Below are 22644 nucleotides of genomic sequence, written 5' to 3' on the forward strand. Positions count from 1 at the left end.
GGCCGTTCACCCGGATGGGTACATCCCGACAAGAGTCACGGCTCGGGCGCATGACCGGCCTCCAGGCGGTGAGACATCGGTCATGGCGATGAACATGGACGAACCGCCGCGGGGCGACCCGTTATCGGACGCCCCGCGTTTCCCGGCCGCGACCGACGTGGTGTTCACGGCGGACTTCACCTCCACGACCCAGTGGGTCGCGGGCCGTTCGCGGGCGTTCCCGGGCGGCGGCCCGGCCCATCCGGACGAGGACCGGCTGGACCGGCTGGTGGCCGATCCCGGCTACTGCCGCTCCGGGGTCTTCCGGGCCACCCGCCGGGCGGACGGGCGGTGGGACACGGGGCTGCTGACCACGGAGGGCAGCCGGGAGGGGTTCACCGTGCAGCCGGGCGATGTGCTGGAGGCGCGGGTGCGGCTGCCCCGGGAGACCGGCGCCTGGCCGGCGATCAGGACCTGGCGGGACGGCGGCCAGGGCGTGGACGTGTTCGAGTACCACGTGGACAACCCCGACCATCTGGAGTTCACCAACCGTGTGCGCAGCGCCAGTTGCTACCTCCGCGACGAGGCGGTCGGTCCCGGCGCCTGGGTGGATCTGCGCACCGAGTTCGGGCCGCGCTGTGTGATCTGGTCACTGAACGGCGCCTCGGTCTTCGCCGACCACCGGGGCGTGGGGCAGGCCTGGCGGGCCCATCTCATCGTCGCCCTCTCGGTGTGCGCCGGGCGCTACCACCCGCCGCCGGAGCCCGGGACGAGCGAGATGTCGTTCGAGGTGAGCGGCCTGACCGTGCGCCGTCCGTTCGGTGGTGTCCGTACGGCGTACGCGGGGCCGGTATGAGCGGTCCTCCGGCTCCCGATGGCGAAGATGGCCCGTCCGTGTCCGTGCCGAGTCTGCTCGCGGTGTTCGCCCACCCGGACGACGAGTCGCTGTCGGCGGGCGGGGTGCTGGCCCGGCACGCGGCCGCGGGCGCCCGTACCGGGGTCGTCACCTCGACGTGGGCCGCGGGCACCGGCCGTGCGGCGGAGCTGGCCGAGGCGCTGCGGATCCTCGGCGCCGGGGAGCCCCGGCTGCTGGGGTACGCCGACGCGCGGGTGCCGTGGTCGGCACCGGGCCGCGCGCGGTTCTGCGACGCACCGTTGGACGAGGCGGTACGGCGGCTGGTGGCGCACATCCGCGCGTTCCGGCCGGAGATCGTCGTCACGCACGACGCGTACGGCGGGGTGACGGGGCACCCCGATCATGTGCACACCCACCGGGTGACGCTGCTCGCCGCCCGGGCCGCCGGGCTGGCGCGGTTCCATCCGGAGGAGGGTGCTCCCTGGCAGCCGCGCGCCCTGTATCTGGCGACCCATCCGCACTCGGTCGTGCCGGCGCTGCGGGAGGTGGTCGGGGAGCGCAAGACGGTGTACAGCGTGCCGGACGAGCAGGTCACGGCGACGGTCGATGTCGTCCCCTGGCTGGCCCGGAAGACCGCCGCCGTGCTGGCGCACCGCTCGGAGGTGGAGCGCGGTGCCGCACCGGGTCTGCTCGCCCGTCTCCCCGTACCGGAGCGTAAGCGGCTGATGGGCACGGAGTGGTTCATCCGGCAGGATCTCGCCACCACCGCACCGGCGGGCACGGAGCTGACCGTCTGACCGGCCGCCGAGAGGCGGGCGCCCGGCCGATTGGCCATGCTGGGCTGAGACCGGCAGTTCTGCGCGACAAGGAGCACGGCATGCCGACGGACGCGATCGGACGATTCATGGCGGCTCTGGATCCCGGCCGGCGGGAGGCCATCGGCGCGAAACCGCACGCCGAACAGGAGCAGCTGGCCGCGGCCTGGGAGCGGGAGCTGGAGGCCGACGACGAGCTGGACACCCTGGACGAGCTGTCCCCACCGGCGGCCGAGGCCGAGGCGGCACGCCGAGTGCTGCACCGCGAGGCGGGCTGAGCGGCCGGGGCGTCGCTCACGCGCGCAGCGCACCGTCCAAGCCGCGCAGGTACTCCCCCACGCGGCCGCCCCCGGCAGGAGCCGCGGGCAGGCGGCCGAGGACGGCGGTGACGGCGGCCGGGGCGTGCGCGCGGGCCCAAGCGAGGGCGTCGGCGGCGACCGTCGGGTCCTCGTCCGCCGCCAGTTCCAGCGCGCGTGCGGCGTGGGCCGCCGCGCCGAGGATGTGTTTGACCTGGTGGGCGTCGGCGAGGGGGTGGAGGAACGCGGCGCCCGCCGCGTGGCTCGCCGCGCGGGCCGCGTCGGCGGCGGCCGGCGCGGCGGGCTCGCGGGCCGCGCGGAACGCCGCGAAGCCGCTCATCCGCAGCGCCTGGGTGCGGCGGCCGCCGTCAGCGAAGGCGCGGGCCGCCTCGACGGCCTCGCGGGGGCGCGGGTCGGCGGGACGGCTCTGTTCGAACAGGTGCAGGGCCCGGCCTGCGCAGTCGGCCGCGTAGCCCGTGATCTCCCGCAGCTCGTCCTCGGTCAGCGCTATCCGGTCGGCCCGGTCCGTTTCGTTCGAGTTCGTCGGCACAGGGCCATCCTGCCGTAGACCGGGTTGACGCCGGGGTCGTTCAGCGGCCCGGAGGTGGACCGAACGGCCCCGTGGCGATCGCGGGGTGGACACGGAGACTGGTGACCGAGCGGCCGGGAGGCCGGCGTCCCGTCGGGCAGGAGTGTTCTCGTCATGCGGCATCCCAGCGGCAGCGAATTCGGCGCCCGGACATGGTGACCACGGCCGTGGGCGCCGGGCCCGGCGCCGCGAGCGGAATCGGCGCGGCGGCGACGCGGCCCGGCGAGGACGTGCTGGGCGAGCTGGAGGTGACGCCGGCCGGGCTGACCGAGCAGGAGGCGGCGCGGCGGCTGGAGCGCTGGGGGCCGAACGCGGTCCGCTCGCACCGGGCGCGCGGGCTGCTGGTCCTCTGGCACCAGGTGCGCTCCCCGCTGCTCGGCCTGCTGCTGGCCGCCGCCGTCGTGTCGTACTTCGTGGGCGAGCGCAGCGACGCGGTGATCATCGCGGTGATCGTGGCGCTCTCGGTGGGCCTCGGTTTCGTCAACGAGTACCGGGCGGAGAAGACCGCCGAGTCGCTGCACGCCCGCATCACGCACCAGGTGCTGGTGCTGCGCGACGGCCGGCCGCGCGAGGTCGACGTCACTCGGCTCGTCCCCGGTGACGTGGTGGAGCTGCGGCTCGGCGATGTGGTGCCCGCGGATCTGCGGCTGCTGTCGGTGACGGAGCTGAGCTGCGACGAGTCGGCGCTGACCGGCGAGTCCCTGCCGGTCGCCAAGGACACGTCGGCCGTGTCGGCCGGGGCTCCGCTGGCGGAGCTGACCGGGTGCGCGCTGATGGGCAGCGTGGTGCACGCGGGCAGCGGGCGCGGGGTGGTGGTCGCGACGGGACCGCGTACCGAGTTCGGGGCGATCGCGGCCGGGCTCGGCGAGCACCAGCTGGAGACCGAGTTCCAGCTGGGCCTGCGGCGGTTCTCCATGCTGCTGGTGTACGTGGCCGGAGCGCTCACCACGACGATCTTCGTGATCAACGTGGTGCTGCACAGGCCGCTCATCGACGCGCTGCTGTTCTCCCTGGCGATCGCGGTCGGCATCACCCCCCAGCTGCTCCCGGCGGTGGTCTCCACGTCCCTCGCGGCCGGCTCCCGGCGGCTGAGCCGACTGAAGGTGCTGGTCAAGCGGCTGGTGTGCATCGAGGACCTCGGGGACGTGGATGTCCTGTTCACCGACAAGACCGGCACGCTGACCCTCGGGCGCATCGAGTTCATGCGCTCGGTGCCGCTGGGCGACGCCTGCGCGCAGGACGTGCTGCGGTGGGGGCTGCTGTGCACGGAGACGGAGTTCGACCAGGGCCGGGCGGTGGGCGGCAATCCGCTGGACGCGGCGCTGTGGGACTCCCCCGCGGCCGACGCCCAGCGCGCTGCCGTGGCCGGGTGCGCCAAGGCGGGGCTGCTGCCGTTCGACCATGAGCGGCGGCTGGTCTCCGTGACCGTCACCGACGCCTCGGGCGCCGCGCTGCTGGTGACGAAGGGCGCCCCCGAGGCCGTACTGGAGCGCTGTGCGCGGGTACCGGAGGAGGCGCGGCGGCGGCTGGAGGCGGAGTTCGCGGCGGGCAACCGGGTGGTGGCCGTCGCCACCCGCGCCCTGCCGGCCGCCGTGGCGCCCACCGCCGAGGACGAGCGGGGGTTGCGGCTCGCCGGGCTGCTGGTCTTCCTCGACCCGCCGAAGCCCGACGCGGCGGCCGCGCTGGAGCGGCTGGCAGGGCTCGGGATCGGCGTGAAGATCGTGACCGGCGACAACGCGGCGGTGGCGGTGAAGGTCTGCCGCGATCTGGGACTCGGCGAGGTCGCCGCGCTCACCGGAGCGGACCTGGACGGCATGGACGATGCCGGGCTGACCGCGGCGATCGCGCGCACGACCGTGTTCGCGCGGGTGAGTCCGGAGCAGAAGGCGCGGATCGTCCGGTTGCAGCGGGGGACCGGCAGCGATGTCGCCTTCCTGGGTGACGGTGTCAACGACGCGCTCGCCCTGCACGCCGCCGACGTGGGGATCTCGGTGGACTCGGCCACCGATGTCGCCAAGGACGCCGCCGACATCATCCTGCTGGAGAAGAGCCTCGGCGTGCTCGCGGACGGGGTCGCCGAGGGGCGGCGCATCTTCGCGAACACGATCAAGTACGTGCTGATGGGGACGTCCAGCAACTTCGGCAACATGTTCAGCGCCGCCGGTGCCTCGCTCTTCCTGGGCTTCCTGCCGATGCTGCCCTCGCAGATCCTGCTGAACAACCTGCTGTACGACACCAGTCAGCTGGCCATCCCGACCGACGAGGTGGACGAGGAGCAGGTGCGCCGCCCGGCGCACTGGGACATCGCGTTCATCCGCCGGTTCATGCTGTGCTTCGGACCGATCAGCTCGGTGTTCGACTTCGCCACCTTCGGCGTGATGCTGTGGGTCTTCCACGCGGGGCCCGCGCAGTTCCGCACCGGATGGTTCGTGGAATCCCTCGCCACCCAGACGCTGGTCATCTTCGCGATCCGGACCCGGCGCAGCCCGTTCTGGCGCAGCCGGGCGAGTCTGCCGCTGGTGCTGACCACCCTTTTGGTGGTCGTGCTGGGCGCCCTGCTGCCGATCACCCCGCTCGCGCCCGCCCTCGGCTTCCAGCGGCTCCCCCTCGGCTATTTCGCCGCGCTGGCCGGGATGGTGCTGTGCTATCTCGCCCTGGTGGAGGTGGCCAAGCGCCTCTTCTACCGGACCCGGCCCGGCGCGGTCGGCCCGCGCGCCGAGGTCGGCCACCGGCATCTGCGGCGTCTCGCGGCCCGCTTCAGCACGTCCGGCCGGCTGGCCCACTGAGGCCGACCCTGCCGACGGGCCGCGCGCCGTCAGCGGCTACTGTCACCTGTCGTCCGGTGTGCTCCCTGTAGGCAGGTGGAGGAAGCTTTTCCATGTCTGGTCACGCGACGGCCGCCGCGGCGGTCGGCAGCCTGCCGGAGCTGACAACCGCACGCGCACTGGGCTCCTGGCAGCTCGACGTACCCGCGCTGATCCTGATCGCCCTCCTGGCCGGTCTCTACGGCTGGGGCGTGCTCCGGGTGCGCCGGGCGGGCGGGACCTGGTCGCCGGGCCGGACCCTGGCGTTCACGCTGCTGGGCCTCGGCGGGCTCGCGGTGGCCACCATGTCGAGTCTCGCGGTCTACGACCATGTGCTGTTCTGGCCGGCCGCGGTGCAGAACGTCCTGCTGGACCTCATCACCCCGCTGGGCCTGGCGCTCGGCGATCCGCTGCGGCTCGCCATCGAGGCGCTGCCGGGCGAGGGCGCCGGGCGGGTGCAGAAGGTGATGAGCGGCCGGGTCGTACGACTGCTCACCTTCCCCCTGGTCAGCACGGCGCTGGTGCTGGGGACCGAGCTGACGGTCTACTTCACGCCGTACTTCGCCACCGCCCTGCGCGTCGGCTGGCTGCACGAGCTGATGTATCTGCACCTGTTGGCGGCCGGCTGTCTGTTCGTCGTACCGGTGCTCACCCGGGAGGAGGCGCTGCCCACGTGGTGCAACCACCCGGTGCGCGCGGCGCTGGTGTTCCTGGACGGCATCATCGACGCGGTGCCCGGCCTGGTGGTGATGACCCACGGCACGCTGATCGCGGGGGCCTGGTACCTGCACCACGCGCCCGCCTGGTCGCCGGACGTCCGGCACGACCAGCAGATCGGCGGCGGCGCCATGCTGAGCATCGCCGAGCTGGTCGCGCTGCCCTTCCTGCTGGCGATCCTGGCGCAGTGGGCGCGCGCCGAGCGGGTGCAGGCCGCGGCCCTCGACCGGCGGCTGGACCGGGACCTCACGCCGGTCGCGTCCCCGGTGTCCGCGCCCGGCCGCGCGGAGGCCGCGTCCGACGAGGCCGAGGCCGTACGGGTACGGCCCTGGTGGGAGACGGAGCAGAACGAGGTGGCCGCCCGGATCCGCCGCCAGCACGGCGAGGACTGACCGGCGCGTGCCGTCGGCCCGGACCGACCGACGCGGAGTGACCGGCACGGGCCGACCGGAGCGGGCTGACCGGCGCGGATCAGGGCCGGGCGCCCCGGGCCAGGATGACGGCGTAGCGGCACTCGGCGCCGGTGGTGTTGGCGAAGACGCGCGGGGCGGGATCGCCGAGTTCGAGGGTGTCGCCCGGCCCGAGTTCATGGATCTCGTCGCCGTCGTGGAAGGTCAGGCGGCCGTCCAGGACCCAGACGACCTGATGCACGAAGGCGAAGGCCGCGGCCGGGTACGGCACCCGGGCCCCGGCGGGCAGCCGGATCTCGGCGACCTCCGCGGGAAAGTGCGCGCCGGTGATCTGGCGGCGCCGGTAGCCGGTGGCGGGGTCCTGCCATTCCGGCGCCTCGGTACGACGGCGTACGCCCGCTTCCTCCGCGTTCTCCGGCCGCGTGCCCTCCGCGAGGGCGAGCAGCGAGGCGACGCTCAGCTGGAAGGCGGCGGACAGCTTGCCCAGCACGACGGCGGTGGGGCTGCTCTCGCCGCGCTCGATCCGGTTGATCATGGCGCGGGAGACCCCGGACGCCTCCGCCAGCTGGGTCAGGGTCCAGCCGCGCCGTTCCCGTTCGGCGCGGATCCGGGCCGCGATCCGCCCCACCAGGGGATCTACTATGTTGGACATGCTTCCAATATATGAGAGAGAAGAAGCGCGAGGTCGCGCGGTGACCGTGCGCTCGGCGTGCGCCGGTGATGCGGAGGCGGTGCGGGCGATCCGCAATCACGCGATCGAGCACTCGACGGCCCTGTGGACGGAGATCCCGCAGTCGCCGGCCGAGGGCGCGGCCTGGCTGGCACGGCATCTGGAGCGCGGTTCGGCGTTCGTCGCCGAGGTGGCCGGCGAGGTGGCGGGGTTCGCCGTGTTCGCGCCGTGGCGGGACCTGGAGGGCTACCGGCACACGGTGGAGGACTCGGTCTACGTCCGCGAGGGCCGGCACGGACTCGGCATCGGCTCGACCCTGCTGGCCACGCTCATCACGGCGGCGCGCGCGGCGGGCCACCACCTCGTGATCGCCGGTATCGAGTCCGGCAACGGTGCCTCGATCCGGCTCCACGAGCGCTTCGGGTTCGAGCACGCCGGAACGGTCCGGGAGGCCGGGATCAAGTTCGGCCGCCGGCTCGACCTGACCCTCATGCGGCTGGCGCTGGACAAGGCCGCCGCGCCCGGGTCCCCGGGCTGATCAGGCGCCCGCCGAGATGCGGGTCGGGGCGGGCGGTCGTTTACTGAAGCCCGCCCGGTGCGTTGCCGAACGCCGTCCGAGGGCGCCATGGGCGGTGGAGGTGGAGCGGGCGTGAGCGGCACGGTCGGGCAGCCTCCCGCGGCCGACGACGGGCGGTCCCCCGCGGCCGACAACGGGCGGTTCCCCGCGGCCGACGACGGGCCGCCCCCTGCGGCCGACGACCCGGCGCGGACCCTGCTGAGCCGCGGCTACCTGCGACTGCTGGCCCTATCCCTGGCCCTCGGCGTGCCCATCGCGCTCGCCAGCTTCTTCTTCGTCAGCCTCCAGCACTGGCTCCAGCACCAGGTGTGGCAGGAGCTGCCGCACGCGCTCGGGCTCGGGCACGCCCCCTGGTGGTGGCCGCTGCCCGCGCTGACGCTGGCCGGACTGCTCCTGGCCCCGATCATCACCCGGCTGCCCGGAGCCGGCGGGCATGTCCCGGTGCACGGTCTGGGCGGGGCTCCCATCGGCCCCCGCGCCCTGCCCGGCGTGGTGCTGGCGGCCGTCCTCACGCTTCCGCTGGGTGTGCCGCTCGGTCCCGAGGCGCCGCTGATGGCGGTCGGGTCCGCGCTGGCCCTGCTCGGGGTGCGGGTGCTGCGACGGCACCCGGCGGACGCCGCCTCGGCGACGGTCGTGGCGACGGCGGGCTCCACAGCGGCCATCTCCACCATCCTGGGCGGCCCGGTGGTGGCCGCCATCATGGTCATGGAGGCCGCCGGTCTCGCCGGGCCGCGGCTCGCCGTGCTGTTGCTGCCCTGTCTGGCAGCGAGCGGGGCGGGCGCGCTCGTGTTCACCGGGTTCGGCCGCTGGACCGGCCTGTCGATCGGCGCCCTCGGGCTGCCGGAGGTGCCGCCGGACACCGTCCCGGACGCGGGCGACTTCCTGTGGGGGCTGCCCGCGGCCGCGCTGATCGCCGTGCTCGTCTCGGTGGCCCACGGGCTCGGCGAGCGCACCCAGCGCTGGACCTCGGCGCACGCCACAGCGGTCCGCACCGTGGTGTGCGCCGTGGCCGCCGGCATCTGTCTGACGGCGTACGCCCTGCTCACCGGCCGCTCGCCCGAGGAGGCGGCCCTGTCCGGGCAGACGACGCTCGGACAGCTGGCCCAGAACCCGCACGGCTGGTCGGTGCCCGCGCTGGTGGCGTTGGTCCTGTGCAAGGCGCTCGCCTGGGGCATCAGCCTGGGCAGCCTGCGCGGCGGTCCGATCTTCCCGGCCGTGCTGCTCGGGGTGGCGACCGGGCTGGCCTGCGCGGGCCTGCCGGGGTTCGGGACCGCCCCCGCGTTCGCGCTGGGCATCTCGGCGGCGGCGACCGTCGTCACCGGGCAGCCGCTCACCAGCTGCGTCCTGGCCGTACTGCTGCTCGGCCGCGACGCGTACAACCAGATGCCGCTGATCGTCCTCGCGGCGGTGACCGCCCTCCTCGTCAGCCGCCTGCGGACGAGCCGCCGCCCGAAGCCCGCCCCGGCCGCCGCCTAGCCGACGTCACGCCGCGCGTCCGCCGAACCGCCAGGCGTGGACCTCGGCCTCGGCCTCGGCGTACCGGTCCTCGGTCAGCGGGGCGCGGGCGGCGTCCGGCCCCGGGGCCCGTACCAGGGCCGCCGTACCCGGCCGGGCGGCGCCGTCGTCGGACAGCAGCGGGCCGTAGGCGATCATCTCCTTGCCGAACCGGTCCCTGGAGGACCGGTGCTCCTCCAGCGACGCCCCGCGCGCACCCTCTCGCCCCCGCGCCCGGCGCCCGCGGTTTCTCCGCGTGCGGCACCCGGAGAAAACGTGCAGGGTGGGAACGTCGGCCGTTCGCCCGTCGGTCCGGCGGCCCGGAGATGTTTCGAGGAGAACCGATGTCCGATGCCGTAGCGCCCCCGCAGCCGGTACTGGAGCCCGCGGCGGCCGAGTTCGCGGCGGCGACCGCGAAGCCGCCGTTCCTGTTCGACCTGCCACCCGCGGAGGGCCGCAAGGCGGTCGACGAGGTGCAGTCCGGGGACATCGAGAAACCGGCGGTAGACGAGGAGTGGATCACCGTCTCGGGCGGGCCCACCGGCAGTGTCCGGGCGCGGATCGTGCGGCCCGCCGGCGCCTCGGGCACCCTCCCGGTCGTCCTCTATGTGCACGGCGCAGGCTGGGTGTTCGGCAACGCCCACACCCACGACCGTCTGGTGCGCGAACTCGCCGTCGGCGCCGGGGCGGCGGTGGTCTTCCCCGAGTACGACCTCTCCCCCGAGGCCCGCTACCCCGTCGCCGTCGAGCAGAACTACACCGTCGCCCAGTGGGTGGTGGAGCAGGGCGCGACCAAGGACCTGGACGGCTCCCGGATGGCGGTGGCCGGGGACTCGGTCGGCGGCAACATGAGCGCCGCCCTCACCCTGATGGCCAAGGAGCGCGGCGGTCCCGCGCTGGTCCAGCAGGTGCTGTTCTACCCGGTGACCGACGCGAACTTCGACACGCCGTCGTACCACCAGTTCGCCACCGGCTACTTCCTGCGCCGCGACGGCATGCAGTGGTTCTGGGACCAGTACACGACCGACGCGACCGACCGCGCCCAGATCACCGCCTCCCCGCTGCGCGCCACCACCGAGCAGCTCAGCGGTCTGCCGCCCGCGCTGGTCATCACCGGTGAGGCGGATGTGCTGCGCGACGAGGGCGAGGCGTACGCGACCAAGCTGCGCGCGGCCGGTGTCCCGGTGACCGCCGTGCGGTTCCAGGGCATCATCCACGACTTCGTCATGCTGAACGCCCTGCGCGACACCCACGCGGCGCGGACGGCCATCGAGCTGGCGACCCGCACCCTGCACCGGGCGCTGCACGCGAACTGACGCCGGGACCCTGCGGATTGACCGGCCCCGGGGCAGCGGGCTTTCATGAGGACCATGTCTGGCGGCTCATCCCACGCGACCGATCCGGTGCTGTTCTTCGCCACCCCCGAGGAGTGGGAGAAGTGGCTGGCGGACCACCACGCGGACGCCACGGGGGTCTGGCTGAAGCTGGCCCGCAAGAGCGTCTCCGGGCCCGACGGCGTCGACTACCAGGGCGCGCTGGAGGCGGCGCTCTGCTTCGGCTGGATCGACGGCCAGAAGCGGAAGCTGGACGAGCAGCACTGGCTCCAGCGCTTCACCCCCCGGCGGCCCACGAGCAGATGGTCCCAGGTCAACCGGGAGAAGGCCACGCGGCTCATCGAGGAGGGCCGGATGCGGCCCGCCGGGCTGCGCGAGGTGGAGCGGGCCCGCGCGGACGGCCGCTGGGCGGCGGCCTACGCCGGTCCGCGCGCGGCCACCGTGCCCGACGACCTGCGGGCGGCCCTGGACGCCGAACCGGACGCCGCCGCGTTCTTCACCACCCTGGACAGCCGCAACCGCTACTCCGTCCTCCACCGGATCGAGGAGGCGAAGAAGCCCGAGACCAGGGCGGCCCGCATCGCGAAGTTCGTCGCCATGCTCGCCGACGGGAAAAAGCTCCACCCCTAGGGCGAGCCGGGTTCCGGTCCTCCGCCGGTCCAGCGCATACGATACGGAAGCGAGTCCCTTTTGCCCCGTTTCGTTTCCCTTCGATCCGTCTGGATCCGTCCCGATCCCTGTCGACTGGAGCAGCGATGACCGATGGCCCCGAACCGATCAGTGCCGAAGCGCGGCGTGCGCTGGAGCAGGAGCTGGCGGATCTGCGGGAGGAACGGCAGCTGGTCGCCGGGACGCTGAAGGGCAATCCCGACGTGGGCGACCAGGCCGATCAGGCGGACGAGTTGCAGCGGGTGGACCAGCTCGACCGGCTGGAGCGGCGGATCGCGGACATCGACGAGCGGCTGCGCGGGGCGGACCAGGCCGGGCCCGCGCGCACCGATGTGGTCGGGGTGGGCAGCACGGTCACCGTGCGGTTCGCGAACGGCTCGGTGGAGACTCTGTCCATCGGCGAGGGGGCCGAGGCGCTGGACCAGAACCTGGTCACCGAGGACAGCCCGCTCGGCCGGGCCCTGCTCGGGCGGCGGGCCGGGGAGAGCGTGCGGTACGACACCCCGGACGGGCCCGCGAGCGCGGTGGTCGAGTCGATCGGCGGGGCGTCCTCGTAGCCGCGGGCGCCGCAGGGGCGGGCGTCAGCTCTCGGACCTGCTGACCGAGCAGTGCAGCGTGTCCTTCACCACGTCGGCGACGATCGTGTCCCCGGGCTCGGCCTCACCGCCGAGCAGCAGCGTGGCGATGCGGTTGTCCAGCTCCGCCTGGATGGTGCGGCGCAGCGGGCGGGCGCCGAACTCCGGCTGGTGGCCATGGGCGATGAGCAGCTTCTTCGCGGCCTCCGTGACCTCCAGCTTCATGCCCTGGGCGTGCACCCGGTGCTTGCTCTGGTCCAGGAGGTGGTCCACGATCTGCGACAGATCGTCCTCGGTGAGCCCGTGGAAGATGATGATGTCGTCGATGCGGTTGAGGAACTCCGGCAGGAAGCGGCCCCGCAGGTCGTCCGTCAACTCGTCCTTCAGATCGGACACATCGCCCTTGTGGTCGAGGATGCGGTGCGCGCCGATGTTGGACGTCATGATGATGACGCAGTGCCGGAAGTCGACGGTGCGGCCCTGGGAGTCGGTGAGGCGGCCGTCGTCCAGGATCTGGAGCAGGGTGTTGAAGACATCGGGGTGCGCCTTCTCCACCTCGTCGAACAGCACGACGCTGTACGGCTTTCTGCGCACCTTCTCGGTGAGCTGACCCGCCTCCTCGTAGCCGACGTATCCGGGCGGGGCGCCGACGAGCCGGGCGACGGTGTGCTTCTCCTGGAACTCGCTCATGTCGAAGCGGACCATGCGGTCCTCCTCGCCGAACAGCAACTCCGCGAGGGTCTTGGCGAGTTCGGTCTTGCCGACACCGGTCGGGCCGAGGAACAGGAAGGAGCCGACCGGCCGGTTGGGGTCGCCCATGCCGGCGCGGTTGCGCCGTACGGCCTGGGAGACCGCGGTGACGGCCTCGTCCTGGCCGACGATGCGGGCGTGCATCTCCTCCTCCAGCTTGAGGAGTTTCTCCTTCTCGCTGGCGGTGAGCTGGGAGACGGGGATGCCGGTGCGCCGGGAGACGATGTCGGCGACGTCGGCGGCGGTGACGGAGACGACGCCCTCGCGGCGCTCCTCGATGCCGGCGAGTTCTGCCTCCAACTCGGCAAGCTGCCGCTTCAGTTCAGAGGCCCGCTCGAAGTCCTCGGCGGACACGGCCTGTTCGAGTTCGCGGCGTAGTTTGGCGATGCGGTCCTCGCGGCTGACGACCTCGGTGGAGCGGCTGGCGCTGCGCAGCCGTACCCGGGCGCCCGCCTGGTCCATGACGTCGATGGCCTTGTCGGGCAGGAAGCGGTCGGTGACGTACCGGTCGGACATCTCGGCTGCGGCGGCCAACGCGCCGTCGTCGAAGCGGACTTGGTGGTGCGCCTCGTAGGCGTCCCGCAGCCCTTCGAGGATCTGCACCGTCTCCTCGACGGTCGGCTCGGGGACCAGGACCGGCTGGAACCGGCGCTCCAGGGCGGCGTCCTTCTCGACGTACTTGCGGTACTCGTCGATGGTGGTGGCGCCGACGACGTGCAACTCGCCGCGCGCGAGGGCGGGTTTGAGCATGTTGGCCGCGTCCATGGAGCCCTCGCCGGTGGCGCCGGCGCCGACGACCGTGTGCAGCTCGTCGATGAAGAGGATGACGCTGCCGCTCGCGGCCTGGACGTCCTCGATGACCTTCTTCAGCCGTTCCTCGAACTGGCCGCGGTACTGGGCGCCCGCCACCATGCCCGACAGGTCGAGCGCGACGACCCGCTTGTCCTTCAGGGTGTCGGGGACCTCGCCGGCCACGATGCGCTGGGCGAGGCCCTCCACGATGGCGGTCTTGCCGACACCGGGTTCGCCGATCAGCACGGGGTTGTTCTTGGAGCGCCGGGACAGGATCTCCACGGTCTGCTCGATCTCCTCGGCGCGGCCCACCACCGGGTCCAGCTTGCCGGCCTTGGCCTCGTCGGTCAGGTCGCGGCCGTACTCGTCCAGGGTGGTGGCCGGCTGCTTGCGCTCGGCCGGCGTGTTCTCGGCGCGGGCGGTCTGTTCGGCGAGGCCCGAGAGCTTCTGGGTGTCCATGCCCTCGGCCCGCAGCAGCCGGGCGGCACCGGTGTCGTTGTCGCCGAGCAGCGCGGCGAGGATGTGCTCGGGGCCGATGTACGACACCCCGGCCGCCTGGGACTGGGCGTAGGCGGCGCCGAGGGTGCGCTTGGCGGCGGGGGTGAGCCCGGGTTGCGCGGAGGGCTGTCCCGACTCGTGCGGCAGGGCCTTGGCGATCTCGTTCGCGAGGGTGTCGGGGTCGACGTCCACCTGGAGGAGCAGCCTGCGGGAGGGCTCGACCTTGGTGGCCGCCCACAGCAGATGCTCGGTGTCCAGGTCGGAGGTGCCGTCCTCGGCGGCCCGCTGCGCGGCCAGGTTGAGGAGTTGCTGCGAGGACTCCGTCAGCAGTCTCCCGACCGGGACCCGCTGCACGGCCGGCGGCGAGGACGCCGGCGACATCCCGAAGAAGCGATTCAACAGTTCACTGAACGGGTCCTGGGAACCGAAAGGGGCGCCGAACGACATCGACATGAGAACTCCTGGGGCGCAAGGGGTCAGTTCTCACTGAACCCTGGCGCCGAGTGGCCCGCAAGCGGAGGCCGGGCCGGGAGATCGTCGAGGAAGTCGATGGTCGGCACATGGAAGAGACAGCCCGTGACCGGCACGGAGAATTCGAGGATCCGGTCGTGCGACGCGGGGCCCCGGCCGAGGAACATGTTGCGCAGCATGGACTCGGTGACCTCGGGGGTACGGGCGTAGCCGATGAAGTAGGTGCCGTACTCGCCCTGCGCGATGTTCCCGAAGGGCATGTTCTCGCGCACGATCTTGCGTTCGTCGCCGTGCTCGTCGGTGACGGTGTTGAGGGCCACATGGGAGTCGGCGGGTTTCACGCCGTCGGGGAACTCGATGTTGGTGAGCCGGGTGCGCCCGATGGTCTTCTCCTGTTCCTCGACGGGCAGCGCGTTCCAGCTCTTCATGTCGTGCAGGTACTTCTGCACGATCACATAGCTGCCGCCGCGGAAGCCGGGATCCTCGTCGCCGATGAAGACCGCGTCGTCCGCGATCTCGCCCTCGGGGTTCTCGCTGCCGTCCACGAAGCCGAGCAGATCGCGTTCGTCGAAGAACTTGAAGCCGTGCACCTCGTCCACCACGGTGGCGGCGCCCTCCAGCCGCTCGGCGAACAGCCGGGCCAGTTCGAAGCAGAGGTCCATGCGGCGGCAGCGGACGTGGAAGAGGATGTCGCCGGGGGTGCCCGGGGCCTGGTGGCGGGGGCCGTCCAGTTCCTCGAACGGGTGCAGGTCGCGCGGGCGCGGGCCGCTGAACAACCGGCTCCAGGCGGCGGAGCCGATACCGACGACGCAGCTCAGCTCCTCGGGCGGGGCGCGGAAGGCGACCGAACGGCGCAGGGCGGACACGTCCTGCAACAGGTCCCGGACGGTGTCCTCGCCGCCCTGGCCGACGGTGACGACGAGGAACACGGCGGCCCTGGCGGGCGGGACGACGACGGGCTGCGACTCGGGCACGGGGACCTGCCTCCTCGTACGGGGCGGAGCCGGACCGTTCCAGCATGGCCCGGCCCCGCGGGCTCGGCAGGTCGGGCTCGGCAGGTCGGCGGGCCCGTCGGCGTCCTGACGTGGGGGGATGCGCGACGAGGTGAGCGAGGTCCGTCAGGTGAGCGATGCCGACACCGCACGGGCGCTGGGCAGCGGCGAGGTGCCCGTGCTCGGCACGCCCCGGCTGATCGCGTGGCTGGAGGCGGCGACCGTGCGCGCCGCCGCGCCGTTCACGGGTGCGGGCGAGACCACCGTGGGGACCGCCGTCCGGGTGCGGCATCTGCGCGCGGCACACGTCGGCGGCCGGGCCGAGGTGACGGGCCGGCCGCCGGCCCGGACGGGCGCGCGGCGGCTCACCTTCGCGGTGCGGGCCGTCGACGTGGAGGGCCTGCCGGTGGCGGAGGGCGAGATCGACCGGGTGGTCGTGGACCGGCGGCGGTTCCTAGGACAGCGCACCTGAGCCGGGGCGCGGCTCCGCGAAGGTGACCCCTGAGCCGGGTCACACGGGGGTGTGCCCCTCCAGGTACTCGCGCACGGCCTCGGGCAGCGCGAGGGCCGCGGCCTGCTCGTTCGGCGTCCAGCGGATGTCCTCGGGGGCGAGCCGGGCGCCGTCCGAGGGGTCCTCGCTGAGGAGTTGGCACAGCACGGCCGGGCCGCCGTCCAGCGCCGCTGAGCCGTCGGCCAGATAGCCGGTGAGCTCGTAGACGACGCGTGCGGCGGTGGCCTCCGCCGTCTCGGCCGGCTGCCCGGCGCCCGACGGCAGCCCCCACCCGTCCGCATCCCGGACCAGCAGCAGCCGCCCGTCGTACACGACGACCGCCTGTACGGCGTTCTCCATGCGCTTCCTCCCCCTCGTCCACCGCTCCCCCGGTCGCCGCTCCCCTACCCACGCGGCCGGGCCCGCACACGGGTCAGGCGGTGTCCGCGGGCCGGTACAGCACCGGCAGGTCGCCGGGCCGTACCCGGACGGTCACCGGCAAGGTGGCCTCCACCTCGCCGTCGGCGCCGTAGGGGACGGGCCCGGCGGACTCGATGCGCAGCTCCTTGGCGCGCAGGACGCGTACCTCGGGGCGGCGTATGTGCGTTCCGGTCTTCAGCTCGTTCATCAGGGTGAAGAAGAGCCGGCGGGGCGCCTCCTTGATCATCACGATGTGCAGCAGGCCGTCGTCGACCCGGGCGCCGGGGGCGATCTGCCGGCCGGAGCCGTAATAGGGGGAGTTGGCGGCGACGACCGTGTAGCCGCGGTGGCTGTGCTCCTCGCCGTCGACGGTGACGCGGTAGTCGGCGGCCCGCCAGGTGGTCACCGCGCGCAGGCCGCCCGCGTAGTAGGCGGCGGCGCCGCGCAGCAGCCGGGTCCGGTTGGCGTGCCGGTTGGCCAGCGCGTCGACCCCGGCGTACACGCTGCCGAGGACCACGGTGCGCCGGTGCACGGCGGACTCCACCTCGATGGTGTCGACGGCCCGGGGCTCGGCGCGCAGCAGGATGTCGGCGAGCGCGGCGGGGTCGGCCGGCAGGCCGAGGGCGCGGGCGAAGTCGTTGCCGCGTCCGGCCGGGACGATGCCGAACACGGTTCCGGTGCCGCTCAGCGCGCCCCCGATGCCGCCGGTGATGCCGTCGCCGCCGACGGCGAGCACGGCCCGGCCCCGCTCGCCGGCCTTGCGGGCGATGTCCTGGGCGTGGGCCAGGCTGTGGCTGTACTCGGTCTCCAGACCGGCCCCGGCCTCCCTGAGCAGGCGGGCCACCTGGAGCAGCGTGGCCGCCGCGGTGGAGCCGCCCGCGGTCGGGTTGACGACGGCGGTGAACTGGCGCATCGGGAGTGCCTCCGGGACAGGCGGTGGGGTGGGGTCAGTCGGTGGGCAGCAGGACGCCGGGGTTGAGCAGCCCGTCGGGGTCCAGGCGGCGCTTGACGGCGCGCAGTGCCTCGACGGCCAGCTCTCCGGTCTCCCTGACATACCAGTCGCGGTGGTCGGTGCCCACCCCGTGGTGGTGGGAGATGGTGCCGCCGGCGGCGAGGATCGCCTCGTTGGCCGCGTGCTTGGCGGGCGTCCAGTGGGCCACCGGGTCCTCGCCCTGGGCGCTGACGACGGTGAAGTACAGCGAGGCGCCGTTCTCGTACACATGGGAGATGTGGCACATCACCAGCGGCGGGGTGCCCGCCTCGGTGAGGGTGTCGGTGAGCGCGGTGCGCACGGCCGCGTACAGCTCGGGGACGCGGGACCAGAAGGCGGCGGTCTCCAGGGTCTCGGCGAAGGCGCCGACGTCGAGGAGGGCGTCGCGCAGGTACGGCGCGGAGAAGCGGCCGTGCGCCCAGCGCTCGCCGGACTCGGTGCCGAGCGGGGTGCCGCCGCAGGCGGTGAGGACGGCGGCGGCCCGTTCGCGCCGGTACGCGGTCTCCTCGGGCGTGCCCTCGTAGCCGGTGATGGCGAGGCAGCCGGCGTCGCTCCGGCCGAGGCCGGCGCCGATCTTGTCGGGCGAGGCGAGGCCGATGAGGGTCTCGGTCTCGTCGGACAGGCGCAGCACGGTGGGGCGCGGTCCGTCCTGGGCGAGCCTGCGCAGCGCGGCGGCGCCCTCCTCGAAGGAGGCGAACCGCCAGCCCTCGTAGACCTTCGTCTCGGGCAGCGGGCGCACCCGCACGGTGACGGAGGTGATGACGCCGAAGGCGCCCTCGGAGCCGAGGATCAGCTGGCGCAGGTCGGGGCCCGCGGCGGAGCGGGGGGCGCGGCCGGTCTCGACGGTGCCCTCCGGGGTGGCGAGGGTGAGGCCGAGGACCATCTCGTCGAAGCGGCCGTACCCGGCGGAAGCCTGGCCGCTGGAGCGGGCCGCGGCGAAGCCGCCGATGCTGGCCCACTCGAAGGACTGCGGGAAGTGGCCGAGGGTGAAGCCCTGTTCGGCGAGGAGCGCCTCGGCCTCGGGGGCGCGCAGGCCGGGCTGGAGGACGGCGGTGCGCGAGACGGGGTCGAGGTCGAGCAGGGCGTCCATGCGGCGCAGGTCGAGGGCGACGAACGCGCCGCGCTCGGGGGCGAGTCCGCCGACGACGGAGGTGCCGCCGCCGAACGGGACGGCGGCCAGGCCGTGGTCCGCGCAGGCGCGCAGTACGGCGAGGACCTCGTCGTGGGTGGCGGGCAGGGCCACGGCCTGCGGGACGTCGCTGAGATCGCCGGTGCGGATGCGCAGCAGGTCGGGGGTGGACTTGCCGCGGGTGTGCCGGATGCGGCTCTCGGCGTCGGTGCGCACGTGCTCGGCGCCGCCGACGGCCTCGGCGAGTGCCGCGAGGGCGGCGGGACGGGCCGTGGGGGCGGGCAGGTCGAGGTCGTCCAGGGCGAGCGCGGGGGTGCTGCGCGGCTTGACGCCGAGCAGGTCGCGCAGCAGCCCGGTCACCGATTCGGGCAGCGGTGCCGCCTTGGCCGGGTCGCCCCAGCCGTTCCACAGCATGTCCATTGAACGGTCGTCCTCACAGGTCGGTGGCTCGGTCCGGGCGGGCGTCGGGCGGGCCGTGCGGCGGGCCGCACGGTGACGGTCCGCTGGTTTCCGCCCGGCCCGGGGCGTTACACTGTTACACATGACGCCTATTCGTCACAACGGTGCGGAAGACACGGAGAGCGATCCGATCCTCGACGCGGTGCGCGACTGCGTGCTGGCCGTCGGGGTGCGCCGCACGACCCTCGCCGACGTGGCCCGCCGCGCCGGTGTCTCCCGGATGACCCTGTACCGGCGCTGGCCGGATCTGCGCACGCTGGTGGGCGATCTGATGACCCGTGAGTGGATCGGCGTGGCCACCCGGGCGATCCCCGCGCCCGCGCCCGGCCTCGACACCCGCACCCGGATGGTGGAGGGGCTGGTGGCGGGCGTCGAGGCGTTCCGGGCGCACCCGCTGTTCCGCAAGATCGTCGACGTCGATCCGGAGCTGCTGCTCCCCTATGTGCTCGACCGGCGCGGGGCGAGCCAGCTGGCGCTGCTCGCGCTGCTGACCGAGGGCCTGCGCGAGGGCCACGAGGACGGCTCCGTGCGTCCCGCGCACACCGAACGGCAGGCGCGAGCCCTGCTGCTGACGGTGCAGTCCTTCACCCTGTCCCTGCGCACCATGACCGACGAGGACGACCCGGAGCTGGACTCCGCCGCCTTCCTCGGCGAGCTGCGCACCCTCCTGGAGAGGATCCTCAGGCCATGAGTCACACCGAGGCGATACCCGGCTCGTCCCTCAGCGCGGCCCGGCGTACCCGGGAACTGACCGAGGCGGCGGGGCGGGTGGCCGATGTGCTGGTCGTCGGGCTCGGCGCCACCGGGGCCGGGGTCGCCCTGGACGCGGCGGCCCGCGGACTGGACGTCGTCGCGGTGGACGCCCACGACCTGGCCTTCGGCACCTCGCGCTGGAGCTCCAAGCTGATCCACGGCGGGCTGCGGTATCTGGCGTCCGCGCAGTTCGAGGTGGCGCACGAGAGCGCGGTGGAGCGGGGGGTGCTGATGACCCGTACCGCCCCGCATCTGGTCTCCGCGCAGCCGTTCGTGCTGCCGCTGACGCCGATGGTGTCGACGGCTCAGGCATCCCTCGCCTGGGCCGGGCTGCGGGCCGGGGACATGCTGCGGCTGGCCGCGCGCACCCCGCGCCAGGTGCTGCCCGCGCCGCGCCGGCTGTCGGCGACGGAGGCGCGCCACCTGGCACCCGCGGTGCGCGGGGCCGGGCTGCGCGGCGGGCTGCTGTCCTGGGACGGGCGGGTCACCGACGACGCCCGGCTGGTGACCGCGCTGGCCCGTACGGCGGCGGCGCGCGGGGCGCGGGTGCTGACCCGGGTCCGGGTGCTGGAACTGACCGGTGGCGGCGCCCGGGTCCGTGACGAACTCACCGGCGAGGAGGGCGAGATCAGGGCCCGGGTGGTGATCAACGCCGCCGGGGTGTGGGCGGACGGTCTGGTGGACGGCATCCGGATCCGGCCCTCGCGCGGCACGCATCTGGTGCTGCGCTCGGAGCGGCTCGGGGAGCTGCCGGCCGGTCTGCACATCCCGATCCCGGGCGAGACGAACCGCTTCGTGCTGGTGCTGCCGCAGGGGGACGGCCGGGTGTACGTCGGCCTCACCGACGAGCCGGTCGAGGGGGGCGTTGCCGATGTGCCGGAGGTGCCCGAGACGGACATCGGCTTCCTGCTCGACGTGCTCGGCTCGGCGCTGGACGTGCCCGTCGCCCGGGACGAGGTCGTCGGCGCGTTCGCCGGGCTGCGGCCCCTGCTGGACATGTCGGGGGGCGGCGCGGGGACCCGTACGTCCGACATCTCGCGCCGGCACGCGGTGCTGACCTCGGCGGACGGGGTGACGACAGTGGTCGGCGGCAAGCTCACCACGTACCGCCGGATGGCCCAGGACGCCGTGGACGCGGCCGCCGCGGCCGAGGGGCTCTCCGTGCCCCCGTCCCCCACCGCGGGCCTGCCGCTGGTCGGTGCCGCCGCGCCCGAGCGGCTGCGGGCCCTGCCGGTGCCGAGCCGGCTGGTCCGCCGCTACGGCACGGAGGCCCTGGCCGTCCATGCCCTCGCCGCCGAGGACCCCGCCCTCGCCGCGCCCGTGCTGCCCGGCCATCCGGTCACCCGCGCCGAACTCGTGTGGGCGGCCCGGCACGAGGGCGCCCTGGACGAGTCCGACCTGCTGGACCGCCGCACCCGCATCGGCCTGGTCCCGGCGGACCGGGAGGCGGCGCTGGACGCGGCGCGGGAGGTGGTGACGGAGGGGGTGTCGGGCTGAGGGGGAGGTGCCGGGCTGAGGGGCGTACGTCGGCGATCGCCGTCGCGTTCCTCGTCCCCGCCCCTCACACGAGCCGCCGGATGTCCCCCCGCACCCGGTAGAAACCCCCCGCCGCCGGGTGCAGGGCGTCCACGACGTAGCGGGCGCCCGGGACGCGTATCGCGCGGGGGAACTGGACGTTCCAGGAGGATTCGTAGCCGCCGGAGATGACGTGGACCCGGAGGCGGCCGGATTCCTGGACACACTCGACGACGACCGAGCCGGTCGGGGCCTGGGCCACGGTGGCGACGGCCTCGACGGCGGTGGCGGGGGCGTACGCCGGGAGCGCGGCGGCGAGTTTGACGTCGCGCACGACCGGTACCGAGCCCTGCTGGGCCGCGCCGACGGCGGCCTCGCTCGCGTCCACGCACACCAGGGAGCCGTCCGTGGTCACCAGGTACAGCCGTTCGTCGCGGTACTGCATCGACAGCGCCGAGCCGCTGCCCGTGCCGAGCTTCCACAGCCGGGTGCCGTCGCGGTCGAAGCAGTAGACGGACGAGGCCGCGTCCCCGGCGAACACGAACCGGCCGCCCGGCGAGGTCGCGCAGGAGTACACCGCGCTGTCGCAGGCGTACGTCGCCTCGATCGCGCCGGTCGCCTTCGACAGCCGCTGCACCACGCGGTGCCCGGTGCCCGCGTACACCGCGTCGTCCTCCTGCCAGCCGAACAGCACCCCGCCGCGAGTGCGGGTGTGCCACAACTCGCCGCCGCCGTCCGGCCGGTAGGCGGTGACGCCCTGGTGGTGGCCGTGGTAGACGGCGCGGTCGTCGGCGCGCACCATCCAGGCGTGCTCGCCCTGGCTGCGGCGGGCCCACTGGTGCTCGTCCTCGTGGTCGATGACGGTGAGCCGGCCTTCACGGTCGGACACGTTGAGCACGCCCTCGTGGATGTCCAGCCAGAAGATGTCGACGTCGGCGTTGATGTCGTACGCGGCGAAGGGCAGTTTGGAGGACAGGTCGTACACCTTGCCGTCGTCGCAGCCCGCGTAGATCCAGAAGTCGTCGGCGACCAGGCACTTCACGCCGTCCGGCAGCCCGAAGCGGGCCAGTACGGCGCCCTCGTGGTCCAGGGTGTAGACGTCGCCCGCCTGATTGCCGACCCAGCAGTGGTCGTCGTCCACATGGATGCCGAACGCCGCGGAGCCGGTCCGGAACCGCCACAGCACCGGTGCCACGGCGCGGGCGGTGGACGGGGCCGAGCTGACCTGGCGCCGGGTCACCGGCCGGGGCGCGCGGCCGCCCGGCACCGCGGGGGCGTACCCCTTGCGGACCTTCTCCCCCACCTTCTTCGCCGCGGCGGCCCGCGCCTTCTCCACGGTCGGGAAGGTGCTGATCTGCGTCTGGCCGCCGGCGCCGATCCGGCCGTACCGCACCGTCACCACCGGTCCGTCGACGCTCACCTCGTAGAACTTGTGCGCGCCGCCGCCCTCCTGCGACAGCTCCAGATACGTCGTCTCCGCCGCGGACACCGCAGACATGGCACACCCCTCCCCACAGCGGACCGGCGGCCGTTCCCGCAGGTCCTCAACTGGTGACACCGTAGGCGGGGGCACTGACAATCGACCGGGACGGCGAGGCG

At 73.8% G+C, this 22644-nt stretch carries 22 protein-coding genes; 13 read left to right on the forward strand and 9 right to left on the reverse strand.

The genetic code is table 11. The features are described 5' to 3' along the window. The first annotated feature begins 82 nt into the window (after window positions 1-82). The 3 genes from QHG49_RS01915 to QHG49_RS01925 all read left to right on the forward strand — a co-directional run bounded on the left by QHG49_RS01915 (window position 83) and on the right by QHG49_RS01925 (window position 1928). Window positions 83-835 (forward strand): beta-glucanase, encoded by a 753-nt coding sequence (locus QHG49_RS01915; RefSeq protein ID WP_370530412.1) that lies wholly within the window; start codon window positions 83-85, stop codon window positions 833-835. 38 nt (window positions 836-873) lie between these two features. Then, window positions 874-1632 (forward strand): PIG-L deacetylase family protein, encoded by a 759-nt coding sequence (locus tag QHG49_RS01920; protein WP_301487035.1) that lies wholly within the window; start codon window positions 874-876, stop codon window positions 1630-1632. Between the two features lie 80 nt (window positions 1633-1712). Next, entirely contained in the window at window positions 1713-1928 is a 216-nt protein-coding gene (locus QHG49_RS01925; protein WP_145486811.1) for a hypothetical protein, read from the forward strand. Between the two features lie 16 nt (window positions 1929-1944). On the opposite strand, the gene QHG49_RS01930 is transcribed toward QHG49_RS01925, so the two are convergent. After that, window positions 1945-2496: a putative immunity protein gene (locus QHG49_RS01930; RefSeq protein WP_301487036.1), complete on the reverse strand. Its 552-nt coding sequence runs from the start codon at window positions 2494-2496 to the stop codon at window positions 1945-1947. 191 nt (window positions 2497-2687) lie between these two features. On the opposite strand from QHG49_RS01930, the gene mgtA reads away from it, so the two are divergent. Together mgtA and QHG49_RS01940 are read left to right on the forward strand one after the other, a co-directional pair. After that, a complete protein-coding gene (mgtA, locus tag QHG49_RS01935; protein WP_301487037.1) occupies window positions 2688-5321 on the forward strand; it encodes a magnesium-translocating P-type ATPase in 2634 nt (877 codons plus the stop codon). Between the two features lie 92 nt (window positions 5322-5413). Next, window positions 5414-6448: a cytochrome c oxidase assembly protein gene (locus QHG49_RS01940; protein ID WP_301487038.1), complete on the forward strand. Its 1035-nt coding sequence runs from the start codon at window positions 5414-5416 to the stop codon at window positions 6446-6448. A gap of 79 nt (window positions 6449-6527) precedes the next feature. Here QHG49_RS01940 and QHG49_RS01945 read toward each other — a convergent pair whose 3' ends face one another. Next, window positions 6528-7118, reverse strand: coding sequence for a helix-turn-helix domain-containing protein (locus QHG49_RS01945; protein ID WP_301487039.1), 591 nt, complete (start codon window positions 7116-7118; stop codon window positions 6528-6530). 40 nt (window positions 7119-7158) lie between these two features. On the opposite strand from QHG49_RS01945, the gene QHG49_RS01950 reads away from it, so the two are divergent. Beyond that, entirely contained in the window at window positions 7159-7674 is a 516-nt protein-coding gene (locus QHG49_RS01950; RefSeq protein WP_328707398.1) for an N-acetyltransferase family protein, read from the forward strand. 111 nt (window positions 7675-7785) lie between these two features. Continuing rightward, window positions 7786-9189 (forward strand): chloride channel protein, encoded by a 1404-nt coding sequence (locus QHG49_RS01955; protein ID WP_370530413.1) that lies wholly within the window; start codon window positions 7786-7788, stop codon window positions 9187-9189. A gap of 6 nt (window positions 9190-9195) precedes the next feature. Here the strand turns inward: QHG49_RS01955 and QHG49_RS01960 are convergent, their stop codons facing one another. Further along, on the reverse strand, window positions 9196-9366 hold the full coding sequence (locus tag QHG49_RS01960; RefSeq protein ID WP_301493012.1) for a hypothetical protein: 171 nt from the start codon (window positions 9364-9366) through the stop codon (window positions 9196-9198). 185 nt (window positions 9367-9551) lie between these two features. Here QHG49_RS01960 and QHG49_RS01965 point away from each other — a divergent pair, with 185 nt between their 5' ends. The 3 genes from QHG49_RS01965 to QHG49_RS01975 all read left to right on the forward strand — a co-directional run bounded on the left by QHG49_RS01965 (window position 9552) and on the right by QHG49_RS01975 (window position 11767). Further along, the gene (locus tag QHG49_RS01965; RefSeq protein WP_145486804.1) at window positions 9552-10523 is read left to right on the forward strand and encodes an alpha/beta hydrolase; all 972 of its coding nucleotides are present in this window, start codon (window positions 9552-9554) and stop codon (window positions 10521-10523) included. 54 nt (window positions 10524-10577) lie between these two features. Next, window positions 10578-11171, forward strand: a complete 594-nt coding sequence (locus QHG49_RS01970) for a YdeI family protein (RefSeq protein WP_236576173.1) — start codon at window positions 10578-10580, stop codon at window positions 11169-11171. Window positions 11172-11296: 125 nt separating this feature from the next. Beyond that, window positions 11297-11767: a GreA/GreB family elongation factor gene (locus QHG49_RS01975; protein WP_301487040.1), complete on the forward strand. Its 471-nt coding sequence runs from the start codon at window positions 11297-11299 to the stop codon at window positions 11765-11767. A gap of 24 nt (window positions 11768-11791) precedes the next feature. Here the strand turns inward: QHG49_RS01975 and QHG49_RS01980 are convergent, their stop codons facing one another. Together QHG49_RS01980 and QHG49_RS01985 are read right to left on the reverse strand one after the other, a co-directional pair. After that, window positions 11792-14278: an ATP-dependent Clp protease ATP-binding subunit gene (locus QHG49_RS01980; protein WP_301487041.1), complete on the reverse strand. Its 2487-nt coding sequence runs from the start codon at window positions 14276-14278 to the stop codon at window positions 11792-11794. 23 nt (window positions 14279-14301) lie between these two features. Continuing rightward, on the reverse strand, window positions 14302-15270 hold the full coding sequence (locus tag QHG49_RS01985) for a Dyp-type peroxidase (RefSeq protein ID WP_301487042.1): 969 nt from the start codon (window positions 15268-15270) through the stop codon (window positions 14302-14304). A 148-nt stretch (window positions 15271-15418) separates the two neighbouring features. Here QHG49_RS01985 and QHG49_RS01990 point away from each other — a divergent pair, with 148 nt between their 5' ends. After that, the gene (locus QHG49_RS01990) at window positions 15419-15760 is read left to right on the forward strand and encodes a thioesterase family protein (protein WP_301487043.1); all 342 of its coding nucleotides are present in this window, start codon (window positions 15419-15421) and stop codon (window positions 15758-15760) included. A 39-nt stretch (window positions 15761-15799) separates the two neighbouring features. Here the strand turns inward: QHG49_RS01990 and QHG49_RS01995 are convergent, their stop codons facing one another. From QHG49_RS01995 to QHG49_RS02005, 3 genes are all read right to left on the reverse strand, one after another. Further along, the gene (locus QHG49_RS01995; protein ID WP_301487044.1) at window positions 15800-16138 is read right to left on the reverse strand and encodes an NUDIX domain-containing protein; all 339 of its coding nucleotides are present in this window, start codon (window positions 16136-16138) and stop codon (window positions 15800-15802) included. A 73-nt stretch (window positions 16139-16211) separates the two neighbouring features. Then, a complete protein-coding gene (locus QHG49_RS02000; RefSeq protein ID WP_301487045.1) occupies window positions 16212-17111 on the reverse strand; it encodes a diacylglycerol kinase family protein in 900 nt (299 codons plus the stop codon). A gap of 34 nt (window positions 17112-17145) precedes the next feature. Continuing rightward, a complete protein-coding gene (locus QHG49_RS02005) occupies window positions 17146-18738 on the reverse strand; it encodes an FAD-binding oxidoreductase (protein ID WP_301487046.1) in 1593 nt (530 codons plus the stop codon). Window positions 18739-18859: 121 nt separating this feature from the next. On the opposite strand from QHG49_RS02005, the gene QHG49_RS02010 reads away from it, so the two are divergent. Then, window positions 18860-19468 (forward strand): TetR/AcrR family transcriptional regulator, encoded by a 609-nt coding sequence (locus QHG49_RS02010; protein ID WP_159698093.1) that lies wholly within the window; start codon window positions 18860-18862, stop codon window positions 19466-19468. Then, complete coding sequence (locus tag QHG49_RS02015) at window positions 19465-21027, forward strand: glycerol-3-phosphate dehydrogenase/oxidase (RefSeq protein ID WP_301487047.1); 1563 nt, start codon at window positions 19465-19467, stop codon at window positions 21025-21027. Before QHG49_RS02010 ends, QHG49_RS02015 begins: the two co-directional genes overlap by 4 nt. Before the next feature lie 64 nt (window positions 21028-21091). On the opposite strand, the gene QHG49_RS02020 is transcribed toward QHG49_RS02015, so the two are convergent. Further along, window positions 21092-22543 (reverse strand): WGR domain-containing protein, encoded by a 1452-nt coding sequence (locus QHG49_RS02020; RefSeq protein WP_159698099.1) that lies wholly within the window; start codon window positions 22541-22543, stop codon window positions 21092-21094. Between the last annotated feature and the right edge of the window lie 101 nt (window positions 22544-22644).

The sequence above is a fragment of the Streptomyces sp. WP-1 genome, from assembly GCF_030450125.1.
GTDB lineage: Bacteria > Actinomycetota > Actinomycetes > Streptomycetales > Streptomycetaceae > Streptomyces > Streptomyces incarnatus.

Bases quoted from the DNA above. Each gene is read 5' to 3' on its own strand.
- QHG49_RS02005 (WP_301487046.1), bottom strand. From the start codon at position 18,738: ATGGACATGCTGTGGAACGGCTGGGGCGACCCGGCCAAGGCGGCACCG.
- mgtA (WP_301487037.1), top strand. From the start codon at position 2,688: ATGGTGACCACGGCCGTGGGCGCCGGGCCCGGCGCCGCGAGCGGAATC.
- QHG49_RS01995 (WP_301487044.1), bottom strand. From the start codon at position 16,138: ATGGAGAACGCCGTACAGGCGGTCGTCGTGTACGACGGGCGGCTGCTG.
- QHG49_RS02000 (WP_301487045.1), bottom strand. From the start codon at position 17,111: ATGCGCCAGTTCACCGCCGTCGTCAACCCGACCGCGGGCGGCTCCACC.
- QHG49_RS02020 (WP_159698099.1), bottom strand. From the start codon at position 22,543: ATGTCTGCGGTGTCCGCGGCGGAGACGACGTATCTGGAGCTGTCGCAG.
- QHG49_RS02010 (WP_159698093.1), top strand. From the start codon at position 18,860: ATGACGCCTATTCGTCACAACGGTGCGGAAGACACGGAGAGCGATCCG.
- QHG49_RS02015 (WP_301487047.1), top strand. From the start codon at position 19,465: ATGAGTCACACCGAGGCGATACCCGGCTCGTCCCTCAGCGCGGCCCGG.
- QHG49_RS01960 (WP_301493012.1), bottom strand. From the start codon at position 9,366: ATGATCGCCTACGGCCCGCTGCTGTCCGACGACGGCGCCGCCCGGCCG.
- QHG49_RS01915 (WP_370530412.1), top strand. From the start codon at position 83: ATGGCGATGAACATGGACGAACCGCCGCGGGGCGACCCGTTATCGGAC.
- QHG49_RS01980 (WP_301487041.1), bottom strand. From the start codon at position 14,278: ATGTCGATGTCGTTCGGCGCCCCTTTCGGTTCCCAGGACCCGTTCAGT.
- QHG49_RS01940 (WP_301487038.1), top strand. From the start codon at position 5,414: ATGTCTGGTCACGCGACGGCCGCCGCGGCGGTCGGCAGCCTGCCGGAG.
- QHG49_RS01925 (WP_145486811.1), top strand. From the start codon at position 1,713: ATGCCGACGGACGCGATCGGACGATTCATGGCGGCTCTGGATCCCGGC.
- QHG49_RS01945 (WP_301487039.1), bottom strand. From the start codon at position 7,118: ATGTCCAACATAGTAGATCCCCTGGTGGGGCGGATCGCGGCCCGGATC.
- QHG49_RS01975 (WP_301487040.1), top strand. From the start codon at position 11,297: ATGACCGATGGCCCCGAACCGATCAGTGCCGAAGCGCGGCGTGCGCTG.
- QHG49_RS01970 (WP_236576173.1), top strand. From the start codon at position 10,578: ATGTCTGGCGGCTCATCCCACGCGACCGATCCGGTGCTGTTCTTCGCC.
- QHG49_RS01965 (WP_145486804.1), top strand. From the start codon at position 9,552: ATGTCCGATGCCGTAGCGCCCCCGCAGCCGGTACTGGAGCCCGCGGCG.